This window comes from Lactiplantibacillus daowaiensis (assembly GCF_005405085.1).
GTDB classification, from domain to species: Bacteria; Bacillota; Bacilli; order Lactobacillales; family Lactobacillaceae; genus Lactiplantibacillus; species Lactiplantibacillus daowaiensis.
The window spans coordinates 17,349-32,788 of record NZ_BJDJ01000021.1 but is presented as its reverse complement, the minus strand read 5'-3'; the positions used below and the strand labels follow the sequence as shown (position 1 = coordinate 32,788).

Genomic DNA, 15,440 nt, shown 5'->3' with positions numbered 1-15,440 from the left:
AAATAGTAATGATTATGATTTACTGCACAGGGGGCGCACCTAGATGGACTCAACGTTAGAACAAGCGGTGGCAATTTTGCGTCGCAATCAGTTAAAAATTACCAAACAACGGCAAGCCCTGTTGGATTATTTAGTGACCTATCAAGATCACTATGTGGCGATTTCGGCTGTCGATGATCATATGCGGACGTTATTTGCTGGGATGAGTCATAATACGATTTATCGTAATATCAAAGAGTTTGAGACGCTGGGGTTGCTTGAATTAAAGTCACAAGCCAAGCAAACCTTAGTTAAATATCAATGTGATTTTAATCATCAACATCATCATCACTTTGTTTGTTCAAATTGTGGTCGCGTGATGGAATTGCAAGAATGTCCACTGGATGACTATGTGGCGCAGTTACCCGGCTGTACGATTACGGGTCACCGTATCGAAATTTATGGCTTATGCGCGGATTGTACGGCTAAGCAGGCCGCTCAAGTGAAAGCTGACTAGGGTCGGCTTTTTTCGTATCAGGCGTTGAAGTGGCTTGCTAAAGAGTTTATTAATTTCGAGGATAATTAATGCAGTTTTAATGGTTCCATGGTTAAATAGAGTTTCGAGATAAGAAGAACGGATAATTGAATCAGAAGGGAATGACATCGATGGCTTATCGGACACCGCCATTTATATCACCATTTGCAATTGTATCAATTGTGTTAGCACTCGGCGCGACCAACGTCGTTGTTAACAAGACCACCCATACGGTCAATGGGGCTTCGGCTACCAGTTCCAGTGTGGTCCAAACGTCAACGACTAGCACCAGTGGCAGCGATAAAAATAAACCGAGTGATAAGAATAGTAGCTCGGATGATAGCAGCAAAGATAAGAGCAGTAGCGACTCATCGAGTGATGATTCGAGTTCACAAGACAGTAGTTCAGATGACAGCTCTAGCAGCAGTTCAAGTGATGACACGACTGAAGCAAGTAGCTCATCAGCAAAGAAAAATAGTACCACCGCGCAATCTAGTGCTAAGAAGACATCCAGCACCACAGATACGACTGATGATACGACCGACGAAAGTAGCACGGACACGACCGAAGCTTCTTCAAGCAGCAAAAAAGCGTCGAGTGCGACGACCCAAAGCGCGACAACGGATACAACGACTGACACTAGTACTGATGACGGAGGCGAATAATCAATGTTTAGTATTTTAGATATGATTAATCATGCCTTAGGCTACGTCAACGTTAACGTTAAGATCAAAAATCAGATTTACACGTTACTCGGTGCGGCTGGGAATTGTTATCTTGGCTATGTGGCGGTGCGGTTAATGCAAAACGGGAGTTGGCTGCGTGGGATTATTTACATGCTAGTTTTCCTAGTTGTCATCTACTTCTTGATGTTGAATATTTTTTACTATTTCACCGAAAAGAAGCCACCCTTTGATTTGTCACCTAAGATTGAAAAGCTATTAGGTGGGAAGCCTAAGGAAGCCGTTGCGGCGGAAAAACAAGCGGCAATGGGGAACCAAAACCAACCTTATATTCCAGCTAATGGGATTTTTGATGGGCAAGAGTTGTTACCAGCGGCAGTTAAAACATCGCGGGCAGAAGAAGAAAACGTCCATCAAATCGTTGATCAATTACAAGCAGCTAATATTGTGCGTTTGGATTATGGTGGCATGAGCGATGCGGCTATTATGAAGCAAGTGCGGGCAACCGGTGAACCAGTCAGTGCGATTGGCCAAGGTATCCAGATCCCATTTTCACAATTGAAATTGGAAAATCACAAGTTGGTCATTTATGCAGGAATCAATCAAATTGATCAATTGCCAGTTGGTCACATTACGCGGGTTGGCTTGACTGATGTGCATGATGCGCATGAAGATTACAAGTTATATTTGGCATCGACGTTAATTACCGGTGGGATGGAGAAAATCGCTGGGCGGACGTCAACGATCGAACAACCTGGTGAATACCAAGTCACTGCCCAAGTGGCGTTTGAAGATCGGGAATCCGATGCTACGCCTACGCGGTCGACTTACTAGAAATTTAGCGTAATCCAAGCGGCACAAACTACCGATTGGACTACGTTTCAACCATAAAAAGGCACGACAAAATAGTGGTCATATGAAAGGCGAACTTTCATATGACCACTATTTTTAGCTTTAGCTTAAGTTGTTTCGTATTTAATAATAATGAGCTTGCCAGACCTAAAAGACGCGTAAAATATCTAGCGGATTATCAAAGCGATAGGCGGTTATTTGATGGTCAGCGTTCGGGTCCATCCCCCAAACCGCCAAACCAAAGTCGACTTTAGCTGCCGCGGCAGTTTGTTCGTCGCTCAATGAATCACCGACAAATAAAGCGTCGCTAGGGGCAACGTTTAGTTTTTCTAGGGCAGTTAGTAATGGTAATGGATCCGGCTTGCGCTTCGGCGTATCATCGGCGCCAATGACCACGGACATGCGATCCATGATGGCGTATTGTGCCATCCCGGCGTCGATTTCGTTGTGACGTTGGGAAGTGACGATGCCGATTTTTAAATCATTAGGCAACTGACTGAACAAGTCGTCGATGCCATCGTATAATGTAATATCAGTATAGTGATGGGCCATAACGGCCTCATAGCTCGCCTGAAATTTATCGAAATCGTCAGCCGCAATGCCAAGATGCGCCATCGCCTGTTCGGCCGACATCGGAAATGTGGTTTGGGCGTCAGCATCGGTAAACGGTTTGCCATAACCAGCTAGTACTTCGCGCATCACGCGCGCATAAGCGGGTTGGCTATTGGTTAAGGTACCATCAATATCAAAGATTAAAGCACGGTAAGTCATTAATCATCTTCCTTTCGCCATGAATTAACTTCAGTATAGCAAATTCCCCGTTGACAGTCTGAATTCGGATTGTTATAGTTAGATTATAAATTGATGAGGAGTTAATGCTATATGTCATTACCATTGAATCAAAAACTAAAGACTAGCTTTTACTTTTGGTATTTTCGCTAGTGTTTGTGCCCGCAGCTTAGGTGCAAACACGACTTCGATGTTTGCATCGATGCGGTTGCCAAAAGCTTTTTGTGATTCAATGGCGCCCATGGATGTTTAAAATTCCAAGGGCGGCGCTCATCTTAAACCGACGTTATTTTTAACGCATCCCTTGGAACCGTCTTCCAGTTGGGATGCGTTTTTTGTTGACTTAACTTGTTACCAGTTAAATAAATTTGGAGGCTTGGCCTATGTCTATTGATAGTGAAACTTTGGTCCAACATATGAATAATCGGTTAGCGGAAATTCAACCATCGGATATTTTAGCGTTCAACGCAGAAATTGCAAATATTCCAGGGATTGTTCGGTTAACGTTAGGTGAACCTGATTTTAATACACCTGAACATGTGAAAGCAGCGGCCGTTAAGAGTATTGAAAATAATGAAAGTCACTATGCGCCGTCCAATGGGACCTTAGCATTACGGCAAGCAGCGGCCAATTTCTTAGCAACCAAGTATGATGTTCATTACGATCCTGAAAGTGAAGTTATCATTACGGCGGGTGCGACTGGTGGGATTTACACCGCATTGAGTTCAATTTTAAATCCCGGTGATGAAGTTTTGATTCCGACCCCGATTTTTCCACTTTACATTGCAATTGCGAAATTAGCTGGCGCCACGCCAGTCTTCATGGATACGTCGGCTAATAACTTTGTCTTGTCACCAGCTCAACTCAAACAAACGTTAGCTGATCATCCCAAAGCTAAAGCGGTTGTCCTAAACTTCCCATCCAATCCTACGGGGGTCACGTATCATGCGGCTGATTTGCAAGCTTTAGCTGCCGTCTTAGCGGATCAACCAGTCTTTGTGTTATCTGACGAGATTTACAGTGAACTGACTTATGGGGATACCCATGTTTCGATTGCCAAATACTTACCAGAGCAAACGATTTTACTTAACGGGGTCTCCAAGTCCCATGCGATGACCGGCTGGCGGATCGGTATCATGTGTGCACCCAAGGCAATTACGACACAATTAGGCAAGATCCATCAATTCACTGTTACAACGACGACTGCCAATGCTCAAGCCGCGGCCACTGAAGCATTAAGTCATGGCTTAGATGATGCCCAAGTGATGAAAAAAGAATACCAAACGCGCCGCGACTTTTTATACGCTGGGTTAGACAAACTCGGTTTCAAGTCAGCCAAACCGGAAGGCGCCTTCTACTTATTCAGTAAAATTCCAGCTGGATTACCACAAGATAGCATGGCCTTCTGTCGTGAATTGGCCCACGATGCGCGTGTTGCATTGATTCCAGGGAGTTCCTTTGGCCCTGGCGGTGAAGGTTATGTGCGTATCAGTTATGCCGCTTCGATGACTGACTTAAAGACGGCCGTTGATCGAATCGGTCAATATGTCGCAGCAAAACAAGCCACAACGGAGGCAAACTAATGACTAAAATTTTAATGTATAGTGTGCGTGATGATGAAATGGCTGCAATTAAGGCTTGGGCAGCTAAAAACGAGGTACAAGTTGATACGAATGACTTGGAATTTCATCCTGATACGGCGGCTTTAGCTAAGGGGTACGATGGCTTAGTGATTCAACAACGCAGTGCAATTGGCGATGATCCGACCGTTTACCAACAATTAGCAGCTGCCGGTTTGAAACAAATTACTAGTCGAACTGCTGGAGTTGATACGATTGATATTCCGGCAGCTAAAGCGGCCGGGTTGACGGTGACCAATGTGCCGGCATACTCACCAAACTCTGTGGCTGAAATGGCTGTGACCCAAACGATGCGGTTGATTCGGAATCTAGAATTGTTCGATCAACGGATCAATCAACAAGATTTCCGCTGGGCTGGGTTACAAGCCCGTGAGATTCGCTCATTAACAGTTGGCGTCATTGGTGCCGGCCGAATCGGTGGGACTGTAGCGCGTTTGTTCCACGGGTTAGGGGCTAAAGTGATTGCTTATGATGTGGTCCGACACCCTGAATTAACTGATGTGTTGACTTATGTGGATACTAAGGAAGACTTATTAAAACAAGCCGATGTCGTGACTTTACATGTTGATTTAAATGAGACCTCTAAAGCATTGATCGATGCAGCGGCGTTGCGCTTAATGAAGCCGGACGCTTTCATTATTAATGCCTCACGTGGCCCAGTCATCGTAACGTCAGCCTTAGTTGCGGCTTTAAAAGCTGGTCAATTAGCGGGGGCGGCGTTAGATACAGTTGAAGGTGAAGCGGCGTTGTTTAACCAAAATCATCAAGGTGAACCCTTACAAGATCCACTGATTGCCCAATTGATGCAAATGCCAAATGTTATTATCACGCCCCACGTGGGCTTTTACACCAACTTGGCCGTTAAGAACATGGTCGATATTAGTCTCGATGATGTGTTGACGATTCTACATGGTGGTCAAACTGAACATGCGATTTAACTAACTGAACAAAAGGTTTGGAAAAATCAGTAGTTTGTAGACGCTTGCTGCTTCCGGTCAGCAGTAATTCCAGTAGCCGTGGCGACCGGTTCGAGCCTGAAGACCGGTCTCGAACCTCACTTTGGTGCTTGGCACAATTCACCAATCACCAAAGATGTCGGTGGTGTAAGTCCGCCAAAAATCATGCCGAACTAACACCACTTGTACGGCGACTTCCATGACTGCTGATCTGCAGCTAAGGTAGATGACACATTTTAAGCGTTATAAAAGGAACCGCCACCTAATTTTTATTGGTGGCGGTTCCTTAGTGTTCATACTTAGTCAAATAACAAGTCCAGTAATCGGTCAGCAAACAACGGTCAAACACCGCTTAGGTATGAGCTCAAACTGTCAGTAAATGGCTTATACTGACTTATTTTAAGTCGTTACCGCAACTAATAAACCGGTTGATTGACCATCCAGCCATTGTCTAAGAGCTGGTGGTAGTGCTTGCCGATTGGCACCCAGATTTTGGCTTTTAAGATACTGCGGAGCTCGTCCCAGAATAAGGGGTCATTGTGTTCCGTGTCAGAGATGTTTAAAGAGAGATATTCGCCAGTTTCAGTTTTTGCAATAATGTAAGGGTAGAAGACCCTTACGATTTGCGCGGCGATAATGTTTTTAATTTTTAAGTCTTGGTCAAGTAACATAAGCTGTTACCTCCTAATTGGTATGATGTTAGAATACCAGCTTTGCGTAAAGCTTGCCCCTAACGATAACTGAATGATACCTGAGAAATTTTAAGAAAAAAGGTCGGTTAGTCAGAACTTAGCTAAATCTGAAAAAACTTCAGAAAAAATTTTTTAAACCCCACTTTTTTGACAGTTGATGGCTCGCTATACTAAGCGTATCAATTAAAATGAAAGCAGGGATGACCATGGTTGGGATTATCATGCATGTTTTATCGCAACGGGCGATGTATCCGATTGATTCGATGTTGGTTTGGGGCGCTTTAGTCGTTGGTGGTCTCGTTTATTTGGGCCTAATTATTCACAGCAAAACGAGTCAAAAATAAAATTAAAAAATAATGATAAAACCGTTAATTTTTGTTCATAATAGAACGAAAATTAACGGTTTTTTGATGCTTATTTCCGAAGATTAAGCCTGACAATGCTGGATTTGTTCAAGTTGGGGTGGTGATTTCAGTTATTTTAACTGAAAAGGTTCCCGTAAATTAACACTAAATTGGTGATAGTGGACAATATTAACTTCATTTTTGACAGATTTACTAATTATGTATTAAACTATTTAAATAGCATTAACGAAAGATAAGGAATCTTTAAGAGAAAATATTAATGCGATAATCCGAAACCATCAGTTATCAGCCTGATGAAGAAAGCGAAGGTGACTGCAATGTCAATGATCGAATTCCACAACGTTGAAAAGTATTATGGTGAATTCCACGCCCTGAAAAATATTAATTTAACGATTGATGAAGGCGAAAAAGTTGTTTTGATCGGACCATCTGGTTCTGGGAAAAGTACCTTGATTCGAACTGTGAATGGGTTGGAACGGGTCCAGTCAGGTCAGTTGTTAGTCAATGGGTTTGATTTAGCGGATAAGAAGACCGATATGAATAAGATTCGTAAAAACGTCGGGATGGTGTTCCAACACTTCAATCTCTACGCCAATAAAACGGTTTTAGAAAACATCATGATTGCACCACGATTAGTTTTAAAACGGCCAGAAGCTGAAAACAAAAAGTTGGCCATGGACTTGTTAGACAGTGTTGGCTTAGCCGATAAAGCTGGTAACTTACCAAGCCAACTCTCTGGTGGTCAGTCGCAACGGATCGCGATTGCGCGGTCACTCGCGATGAAACCAAAATGCTTGTTATTTGACGAACCAACGTCAGCGCTTGATCCAGAAATGATCGATGATGTGTTGAACGTTATGAAGCGCGTTGCCGAAGATTCAAGTATGACGATGTTAGTCGTGACCCACGAAATGGGCTTTGCACGTGAAGTCGCTGACCGCGTGATTTTCATGGCTGATGGCGAAATCTTGGAAGATGATCGTAAAGAACAATTCTTTGATGGTGAACCAACGAATGAACGGGCCCGTCAATTTTTGAGCAAAATTATTACACACTAACACATCCAGGGAGGTAAATGGCGTATGAAAAAGTTAAATCGTTTCCTGGGTGTTCTGGGGATGGTGGGGTTACTTGCCGTGGTCTTAACGGCTTGTGGGTCACGCAAATCCTTGTCACAACAAGATGTTTTAGCGAACGACAAAGCGAGCAAAACGATTACCTGGGGCGTTAAAGCCGATACGAAGTTATTTGGATTGATGGATGTTAAGGATAATACCATCAAGGGATTTGATGCTGATATTGCCACGGCCTTAACGAAAAAGATTTTGGGTAAAGATGGTAAAGCCAAGTTCGTCCAAGTCACGAGTCAAACACGGATTCCATTACTAAAAAATGGGAATATCGATGCGATTATTGCGACGATGACGATTACACCGGAACGTGAAAAACAAGTCGATTTTTCAGATTCTTATTTTGATGCCGGGCAATCGTTATTGGTCAAAAATAACAGCAAAATTAAGTCCGTTAAGGATTTAAATAAGACGGGGACTAAAGTGATCGGGGTCACCGGGGCTAACTCCGTGGCTAATATTAAGAAGTTTGCGCCCAAGGCCCAAGTGCTTGAACTATCTGATTATGCGCAAGCCATGACCGCTTTAAAGTCTGGTCAAGGGGTCGCGTTAACGACTGATAATGGGATTCTTTATGGGATGGCGTCACAAAACCCTGGCTATAAAGTCGTTGGCGGGGCGTTCACTAAAGAACCATACGGGATTGCCATTAATAAAGGTCAAGGTGCCTTTAAGAAATCGGTGAACCAAGCGTTGAAAGAAATCGAAGCCGATGGGACTTATAACCGCATTTTGAAGAAGTGGTTCGGCAACGTCGCTGGCTTCAATTATAAGGAGGCGTCGCGCTAATGATTTATATTCTTACACACTACTGGTCAGAGCTAATTCAAGGGCTCGGCTATACCTTATTATCTAGTATCATTGCCTTGATCTTTAGTACGATTATTGGGACGATGTTTGCGATTTTTGAAGTCTTACCGAACCGGGCGATGCGCATTATTGGGCGGATCTACATCGAAATCTTCCGGAACATTCCACTATTGGTCATTGCGATGTTCTTCTACGTGATTATTCCAATGTATGTCGCTAAGATCGATGGCTTTACGGCCGGTACGATTGGTCTCACGATTTACACGTCGTCGTTTATTGCCGAAACGGTACGGGCTGGGATTCAGTCAGTTGATAATGGTCAGATGGAAGGTGCCCGCGCGAATGGGATGACGTATTGGCAAGCAATGCGGTTTATCGTGTTACCACAGGCGTTCAAAATCGTCATTCCACCGTTGGGTAACCAATTCATTAACTTGGTCAAGAATTCATCCGTGCTTGCCTTTGTGGCTGGTTTTGACTTGATGTATCAAGGAAACTCGATTGCGTCCTTGTCACTAGACACCATTAATAGTTACATGGTCGTCGGGGTCTTTTATTTGATCATCACGTTACCATTGAGTTATTACATGCGACATTTAGAAAAACGGTTAGCGTAAAAAGGGGGCGGCTAAACTATGCAAAACTTTATTCAAGCGTATTCTTGGGTCAACATTCGGTTCTTGCTCGAAGGCCTCTGGGTGACCGTTGAAGTGTCCATTATCTCAATTATTGCCAGCTTCATCATTGGCTCGATTCTTGGGGTATTGCGCTACGTTAAAATTAAATATTTATCCGCAGTGGTCGGCTTTGTCGTCGATATCATTCGGAACTTACCATTAATTTTGATCATTTTCTTCACGTATTTTGGGTTACCACATCTTGGGTTTAAACCCGGGATCATCTTCGCGGCAATTCTAGCAATGACGATCTTTGAATCGGCGATGCTAGCTGAAATCGTACGGTCAGGGATCTTGGCCGTGGATTATGGTCAGATGGAAGGCGCCCGAGCCAATGGGATGTCTTATGTCCAAGCGCTATGGCACATTGTCTTTCCACAAGCGATTAAAAAGACGATTCCAACGATCGTCAGTCAGTTTATTTCATTGATTAAAGATACGTCATTAGCGACGATTATCGTGTTACCAGAATTACTGAACCATGCGCAAATCATTTACGGGCAAAACTCGGCGTACATCTTACCGATGTTCTTGATGATTGCGGTGATGTACTTTATTATTTGTTATGCGTTGTCGGTCTTATCACGGATTTTGGATAAGAAGCTGGCATAACGAAATAAATGACTTTTATGAAGCGTCCTTAGCTAGTGCTAGGGGCGTTTATTTGGTATTCTGGGGGTATAAAAAAGGGGGGACTAGCTCATGGGAAGCGTCTATCGTTCAACAACGGATCGGATGTTTGCGGGCGTTTGTGGCGGTTTGGCCACGGCACTAGGGCTGCCAAGTTGGTTAGTACGAGCCGTCTTTGTTTTTGGCGGTGGTATCTTTATTTGGATTTACTTGATTCTGGCGTCAGTTTTGCCAAGTGAATAAGCATCAGTGATGACGTTGTATCGGCAACGCCATTTTTTAATCAGCTTGTATAATAAAAATAAATGAACTCAATTGTGAATTAATTATTAAAACTCATTCCATTTGTAAACGTTTTCATATATAATGGTGGCATATTCAGCAATTATATTAACCAAGGGGATGTTAAGATGTTTAGTCCAGCAGAGATTTTGGCGCAAAGCATTGATAAAGGAACGGCTAAAGTGCGCAACACCTTATTAGCCAAACTGATTTTGGGCTTTTTAGGTGGTGCGTTGATTGCGATTGGCTTTTTGGCTAACGTGCGGGTGTCGGCGTCGATTCCAGCTAGTTTGGGGAGTGTGGCATCATTAGTTGGGGCGTCAGTGTTTCCAATTGGGTTGATCATTATCTTGTTAGCCGGGGGTGAGTTAGTCACTGGCAATATGATGGCGGTCAGTACGGCCATGTATGCCCGGAAGATTACCGTTGGTGATTTCTTAATGAACTTGCTTGAAATCACGTTAGCTAATTTAGTAGGGGCGGTCTTTGTGGCGTACTTCTTTGGGCACTTTGTCGGGTTGACCCACGTTGGCGTGTTCCGGAGTGCAGTGATTACGATGGCGCAAGGCAAGATTGCCACACCGTTTTGGCAAAGCTTCGTTTCCGGGATTGGCTGTAACTGGTTAGTCGGCATTGCCGTCTGGATGTCGTTTGGCGCTAAAGATGGCGCGGGTAAGATTTTGGGTGTATGGTTTCCAACCATGATTTTCGTGGCCGTCGGGTTCCAACATAGTATTGCCAACTGTTTCTTGATTCCAGCCGCCATCTTTGAAGGGGGCGCGACTTGGGGACAATTCATCACCAACTTAATTCCAGTTTATCTTGGCAATATTATTGGCGGCGCCGGCATTGTCGGTGGCTTGTATTACCTGAGTTTTGGTCAAAAGAAATCGGTTTAATTGATTAGTATTAAGCTAAAATAACAGCACGTCACGACAACAATCATCAGTCGTGACGTGCTATTTTAATGGGGCGGCTCATTTTGGCTGATGGCTATGCAGCGATACTAATATGAGCAGTATACTGTTCAAAGCGATAATGCTGTCGTATTTGTAGTAAACTTTTTATATGAAGACTAAATGAGGTGGGAACTTAAGTGATGACAAAATATCGGTGGCAGGCCAGTGCCTTAGTTTTGGTAACGTTTATGCTAGGTTGCAATGAATTTATGGTCGTGGGGGTGCTTTCAGATATCGCGAGATCGTTGTCAGTATCAGTGGCTACAGCCGGCTACTTAGTGACGATTTTTGCGATTGTTTATGCCATTAGTACGCCAATCATTACCATTTTGGCTAATCGCTTTGACCGCTATAAAACATTGATGGGCCTGTTAGTGATCTTTTTGATTGGCAATACTTGGAGCGGATTTACGACTAGTTATGGCTGGTTTTTAGTGTCACGGATGTTGACGGCGGCAGTGGCTGGGGCGATTGAATCGATGGTGGTCTTATTTGCGAATGATATTGCACCGCGTAATCAACGGGCGATGTTGATTTCTTGGATTGCGGCCGGTTTTAGCATTGCGTCAGTTGTTGGGGTTCCGATTGGCACGGCGATTAGTACCGCAACTAGCTGGCACGTGGCCTTTCATTTGATATCAGTGATTAGCTTGTTAACCGTTATTGTAATGGCATGGCTATTGCCAAAAGATATCCAGCAAGTTTCAGGTGGCATTAAAGACCAACTGGTTTTATTGACTGATCGCCGCATCTATTTGGGCGCACTGTTGATTCTTTGTTCAGCCGCCGCGATGTATGCCTACTATACGTATATTCGGCCGCTACTCACAACGGGGCTGGGATTTGGACCACTGGCGTTGAACTGGCTGTTGTTCGTAATCGGGCTCGTTAGTATTATGGGCAATCAGTTGTCTGGTATCGTGGCCAAACGTAGTGGCTTAAGAAGTATGCCCAAATTTTACGTGGTTGATATCGCGTTATTATTGTTATTTCCATTAGCGATGAATAACGCGGTGACCGGTTTTGCATTGTTGGTGATTTTGACTTTATTAATCACGGTCGTTAATTCACCAATTCAAATTCATTTTTTAGATGTAGCCGAAGCTGATTATCCCCAAGCTATTTTGTTAGCGTCGTCGCTAAATGCTATTTTTTTCAATATTGGTATTTCAGCCGGCTCAGCCACGGCGGCTTTAGTTTTAGCACACAGTGATCTCAAGCAGTTGGGATTTGGTGGTGCCGTATTTGATGCGTTAGCATTGATTATCGTGATCCGATTAAATCAAACGATGACGCGCTGTCAGCAAACCAATTTAGACCACTAACATGCGCGGTCTAAAGGATCAGGCAGCATAAAAAAGGAGATGCCGAGAAAGATAATTTCTCAGGAATCTCCTTTTTAGCATGATAGCTTGTTAGACGGGCTGCCGTTTTTTATAGTAATAAATCGGAATCCCCACTAAAACGATGACCAACGAAAGTAAGACCCCAGGTAAATCAGAGCCGATTTCACTGACGATAACGAATAGAGCCCCTAGAATCGCAATCAACGGTGTGATGGGAAAGCCGGGTGTTGAAAATGGCCGGACTTGGTCGCGATTGCGTTTGCGGAGTAAGAAGACGCCAATAAACGTGGCAACATAGAAGCAATAGACCGTAAAAATACATAAGTCAGATAGCCGGTCGGGATTGAAAAATGAAATCATGATGCTAGCTAGAATCAAAATGACGATCGTCGCGACGATTGGTTCATGAGACTTGCGGTTGATATAGCGTAGTTGCTTAGAGAATGGCAATTGATTACGTTCCGCCATGGCGTACATGATACGCGGAAAGGTCATGATTTTACCGTTTAAACAACCGACCATCGAGACAATGACCCCGATATTGAGTAAGCGGCCGCCAATAGTCCCAAACGCTGCTTGCGCAAAGTAAACGGTCGTTTGTTGCCCTAATGCATGGATCTTAGTGGCCGGAATAAAATGCAAGATGCCGTAGCTGACTAACGTGTAAGCAACTAGGACTAACGAAATACCCAAAATAATCGCTTGCGGTAAGATTTTTTGTGGTTCTTTGATTTCGCCACCTAAGTTGGCGACTAAAATCCAACCATCATAAGCAAATAATGTTGCTAAGACAGCGACGCCGAAGCTACCGGTTGATTGGCTAACGGTTTTTAATGACTGCCCAAAGGCATTTTGATCACCAAAGAAAAGCCCAAAAATGATGATTGCTGCAATTGGCAGTAGTTTTCCCAGCGTCGTGACGATTTGAAAAGCGGCGCCCCAGCGGTTCTCAAACATGTTCAAGACACCGATCAAGATAATGACACCAATGGCTAGTGGCGCTTGCCAGCCGCTGTTTAAGTGGAAGAAGCCGACTAATAAAATCCCTAAATAAGAGGCGATCGAGGCAATGATGGCAGGACCATAAATCGAGACTTGCATCCAGCCGGATAAGAAGCCCCAAATTTTACCGTAGATTTGCTCCATGTAGACGTATAAGCCACCCGTGTGCGGCATTTGGGCGCCAACTTCCGCAATCGTTAGGCCCGCGGTCAACGTGATCAAGCCACCTAAAAGCCAAGCTAACAAGGCGTTGGTCGTTGACCCGGCACTATCGAGGACGGATGATTGTTTGAAGAAAATTCCGGAACCAATCACGGTCCCCACGACTAACGATAAGGCTGACCAGAAGCCCAAGGAACGATTTAAAGTTGGTTCAGATTTTGCAGATTGCATGCAGGTGACGGCCTCACTTTCGGTATCGAATTATTGAATGCATTTAGCATACCAGAGAATTCGATTTGAAACAATTAAGAAATCACTGAATTCTCTAATTTATGTATTAAATAACGAACTTATAACTATTTAAATTGATAAAAGTTCGATAAATAGATTTATTCGTATTTTGATATTAAATGATTATTCGTATTTTACAATTTGATTGATTTATGAGGTGGCGATTAGATTTTTTGGCAGCCATCGGGATTTCCGGTATAATCTTTAAGACAGAGAAGGGGAATTGAGATGGTAATTGTAATTGTGAGCTTCCTAACGTTGAGTAGCGTGGGACTCTTTTGGTTGCTGTTACGCGGTTCGCGGCGGCAACAACATCACACGACTGGTCGTGAATTTGGTATCGGGGTCGTCATCGGGGCGATCACCGACTTTTTAGATACGTTAGGCATTGGAAGCTTTGTGACCACAACTGCGATCTTTCAAGCGACCCATTATTTAAAAGATGAGCGCAAATTACCGGGAACCTTAAATACGATTCATGCGATTCCAACTGCGTTTGAGGCCTTGTTCTTCGTGACGACCGTGACGGTTGAACCAGTCACGTTGATTAGCTTAGTCTTCGCCGCGGCGATTGGCGCCGTGCTTGGCAGTGAAGTGATGGTGAAGCTGAATCAACGGCGCATTCAAGCAATCATGGCAGTCGCTCTAGTGCTGACGGCTATTTTAATGGCGGCTAAGCTACTTGGATGGATCAGCCTGTTAGGGGTTGCCAATCATGCGACCAGTTTACGTGGCTGGCCATTAGTGATCGGAATTGTAGGCAACTTTATTTTAGGTCTGTTGATGGCAGCTGGAGTTGGCTTATATGCCCCATGTATGGTGATGGTTTACTTTTTAGGGTTAACGCCAATCGCGGCGTTTCCAATCATGATGTTATCGTGTGCCTTGCTCATGCCAACGTCGGCGGTTAATTTTATTCGCCGAGATCGCGTTGATTATCGGGGGCTCTTTGGCATCGTCCTTGGTGGTAGTTTAGGGGTGATCGTCGCGGCCACGGTCGTTAAATCGTTGTCCTTAACTGCCTTAAGTTGGCTGATTGTGATAGTTAGTTTGTGGACCGCAAGTTCGTTAGCACGCGCGGCGGTTCGGCAGAAAAAAGTGGTTCGTTAATATGAGGCGTCGCAGTTCATCTAGCTGTGACGCCTTTTTGTAATGAAAAAAGTGGTGAAAGAAGGGGGCTTTTTGCAAAACTATACAGTATGCTGTATAGTTTATGACGAGGTGACAACGATGAATAATGATGAAATGGTTGCGCGGCAGATTTTGATACTCGGTCGCAAAATCAAGCAGCGCCGGAATTTACATATTCAAGATTTAAATTTAACGACCGGTCAAGCCGATGCGTTGAAGTATTTTGCCGATCATCCTGGCCGGACGATTGCCATGTTTAAGGATTATCAAGAAATTACCCATCAAACTGCGCGGGTAATCGTGCAACATTTGGTTAAGTTAGGGGTCGTTGTGTTGACGCCGAACCCGGCGGATGGCCGGGCCAAATTAGTTACTGTGACAGCACTGGGAACCAAAAAGCGGGCGCAGTTAAGTCAACACGGCTGGCAAACGAGTCGCGAATTATTTACTGATTTTACCCCAGCAGAACAACAACAATTTTTAGCGCTGCTTCGGCGGGCTAATGTGAATTTAGAGAGGAATGAGTAGC

At 44.1% G+C, this 15,440-nt stretch carries 18 protein-coding genes; 15 read left to right on the top strand and 3 right to left on the bottom strand.

Annotation, left to right across the window (positions count from 1 at the left end):
• The first annotated feature begins 43 nt into the window (after window positions 1-43).
• The 3 genes from FFM75_RS11865 (at window position 44) to FFM75_RS11855 (ending at window position 2,031) form a co-directional block, all read left to right on the top strand.
• The gene (locus FFM75_RS11865; protein ID WP_137629378.1) at window positions 44-496 is read left to right on the top strand and encodes a Fur family transcriptional regulator; all 453 of its coding nucleotides are present in this window, start codon (window positions 44-46) and stop codon (window positions 494-496) included.
• Window positions 497-621: 125 nt separating this feature from the next.
• On the top strand, window positions 622-1,179 hold the full coding sequence (locus FFM75_RS11860; protein WP_223876673.1) for a hypothetical protein: 558 nt from the start codon (window positions 622-624) through the stop codon (window positions 1,177-1,179).
• Window positions 1,180-1,182: 3 nt separating this feature from the next.
• Window positions 1,183-2,031, top strand: coding sequence for a DUF6681 family protein (locus FFM75_RS11855; protein ID WP_137629377.1), 849 nt, complete (start codon window positions 1,183-1,185; stop codon window positions 2,029-2,031).
• Window positions 2,032-2,196: 165 nt separating this feature from the next.
• Here the strand turns inward: FFM75_RS11855 and FFM75_RS11850 are convergent, their stop codons facing one another.
• Window positions 2,197-2,820 (bottom strand): HAD family hydrolase, encoded by a 624-nt coding sequence (locus FFM75_RS11850; protein WP_137629376.1) that lies wholly within the window; start codon window positions 2,818-2,820, stop codon window positions 2,197-2,199.
• 401 nt (window positions 2,821-3,221) lie between these two features.
• On the opposite strand from FFM75_RS11850, the gene FFM75_RS11845 reads away from it, so the two are divergent.
• Entirely contained in the window at window positions 3,222-4,421 is a 1,200-nt protein-coding gene (locus FFM75_RS11845; protein ID WP_137629375.1) for an aminotransferase class I/II-fold pyridoxal phosphate-dependent enzyme, read from the top strand.
• On the top strand, window positions 4,421-5,416 hold the full coding sequence (locus FFM75_RS11840) for a D-2-hydroxyacid dehydrogenase (protein ID WP_137629374.1): 996 nt from the start codon (window positions 4,421-4,423) through the stop codon (window positions 5,414-5,416). Before FFM75_RS11845 ends, FFM75_RS11840 begins: the two co-directional genes overlap by 1 nt.
• 434 nt (window positions 5,417-5,850) lie before the next feature.
• On the opposite strand, the gene FFM75_RS11835 is transcribed toward FFM75_RS11840, so the two are convergent.
• On the bottom strand, window positions 5,851-6,105 hold the full coding sequence (locus tag FFM75_RS11835; RefSeq protein WP_137629373.1) for a hypothetical protein: 255 nt from the start codon (window positions 6,103-6,105) through the stop codon (window positions 5,851-5,853).
• A 227-nt stretch (window positions 6,106-6,332) separates the two neighbouring features.
• On the opposite strand from FFM75_RS11835, the gene FFM75_RS13990 reads away from it, so the two are divergent.
• From FFM75_RS13990 to FFM75_RS11800, 8 genes are all read left to right on the top strand, one after another.
• Window positions 6,333-6,470: a hypothetical protein gene (locus FFM75_RS13990; protein ID WP_171001498.1), complete on the top strand. Its 138-nt coding sequence runs from the start codon at window positions 6,333-6,335 to the stop codon at window positions 6,468-6,470.
• A gap of 338 nt (window positions 6,471-6,808) precedes the next feature.
• On the top strand, window positions 6,809-7,549 hold the full coding sequence (locus FFM75_RS11830; RefSeq protein WP_137629372.1) for an amino acid ABC transporter ATP-binding protein: 741 nt from the start codon (window positions 6,809-6,811) through the stop codon (window positions 7,547-7,549).
• Between the two features lie 24 nt (window positions 7,550-7,573).
• Window positions 7,574-8,410: a glutamate ABC transporter substrate-binding protein gene (locus tag FFM75_RS11825; protein ID WP_137629371.1), complete on the top strand. Its 837-nt coding sequence runs from the start codon at window positions 7,574-7,576 to the stop codon at window positions 8,408-8,410.
• A complete protein-coding gene (locus tag FFM75_RS11820) occupies window positions 8,410-9,048 on the top strand; it encodes an amino acid ABC transporter permease (RefSeq protein ID WP_137629370.1) in 639 nt (212 codons plus the stop codon). The genes FFM75_RS11825 and FFM75_RS11820 overlap by 1 nt, the downstream gene beginning before the upstream one ends.
• A gap of 18 nt (window positions 9,049-9,066) precedes the next feature.
• The gene (locus FFM75_RS11815; RefSeq protein ID WP_137629369.1) at window positions 9,067-9,720 is read left to right on the top strand and encodes an amino acid ABC transporter permease; all 654 of its coding nucleotides are present in this window, start codon (window positions 9,067-9,069) and stop codon (window positions 9,718-9,720) included.
• Window positions 9,721-9,810: 90 nt separating this feature from the next.
• Complete coding sequence (locus FFM75_RS11810) at window positions 9,811-9,981, top strand: PspC domain-containing protein (protein WP_137629368.1); 171 nt, start codon at window positions 9,811-9,813, stop codon at window positions 9,979-9,981.
• A 167-nt stretch (window positions 9,982-10,148) separates the two neighbouring features.
• Window positions 10,149-10,919, top strand: a complete 771-nt coding sequence (locus FFM75_RS11805; protein ID WP_137629367.1) for a formate/nitrite transporter family protein — start codon at window positions 10,149-10,151, stop codon at window positions 10,917-10,919.
• Window positions 10,920-11,119: 200 nt separating this feature from the next.
• Window positions 11,120-12,304, top strand: coding sequence for an MFS transporter (locus tag FFM75_RS11800; RefSeq protein WP_137629397.1), 1,185 nt, complete (start codon window positions 11,120-11,122; stop codon window positions 12,302-12,304).
• Window positions 12,305-12,394: 90 nt separating this feature from the next.
• Here FFM75_RS11800 and FFM75_RS11795 read toward each other — a convergent pair whose 3' ends face one another.
• Window positions 12,395-13,720: an APC family permease gene (locus tag FFM75_RS11795; RefSeq protein WP_137629366.1), complete on the bottom strand. Its 1,326-nt coding sequence runs from the start codon at window positions 13,718-13,720 to the stop codon at window positions 12,395-12,397.
• Window positions 13,721-14,008: 288 nt separating this feature from the next.
• Between FFM75_RS11795 and FFM75_RS11790 the strand changes: the two genes are divergently transcribed.
• Both FFM75_RS11790 and FFM75_RS11785 read left to right on the top strand, forming a co-directional pair.
• Complete coding sequence (locus FFM75_RS11790) at window positions 14,009-14,890, top strand: sulfite exporter TauE/SafE family protein (protein ID WP_137629365.1); 882 nt, start codon at window positions 14,009-14,011, stop codon at window positions 14,888-14,890.
• Between the two features lie 120 nt (window positions 14,891-15,010).
• The gene (locus tag FFM75_RS11785) at window positions 15,011-15,439 is read left to right on the top strand and encodes a MarR family winged helix-turn-helix transcriptional regulator (RefSeq protein WP_137629364.1); all 429 of its coding nucleotides are present in this window, start codon (window positions 15,011-15,013) and stop codon (window positions 15,437-15,439) included.
• The last annotated feature ends 1 nt before the right edge of the window (window position 15,440 follow it).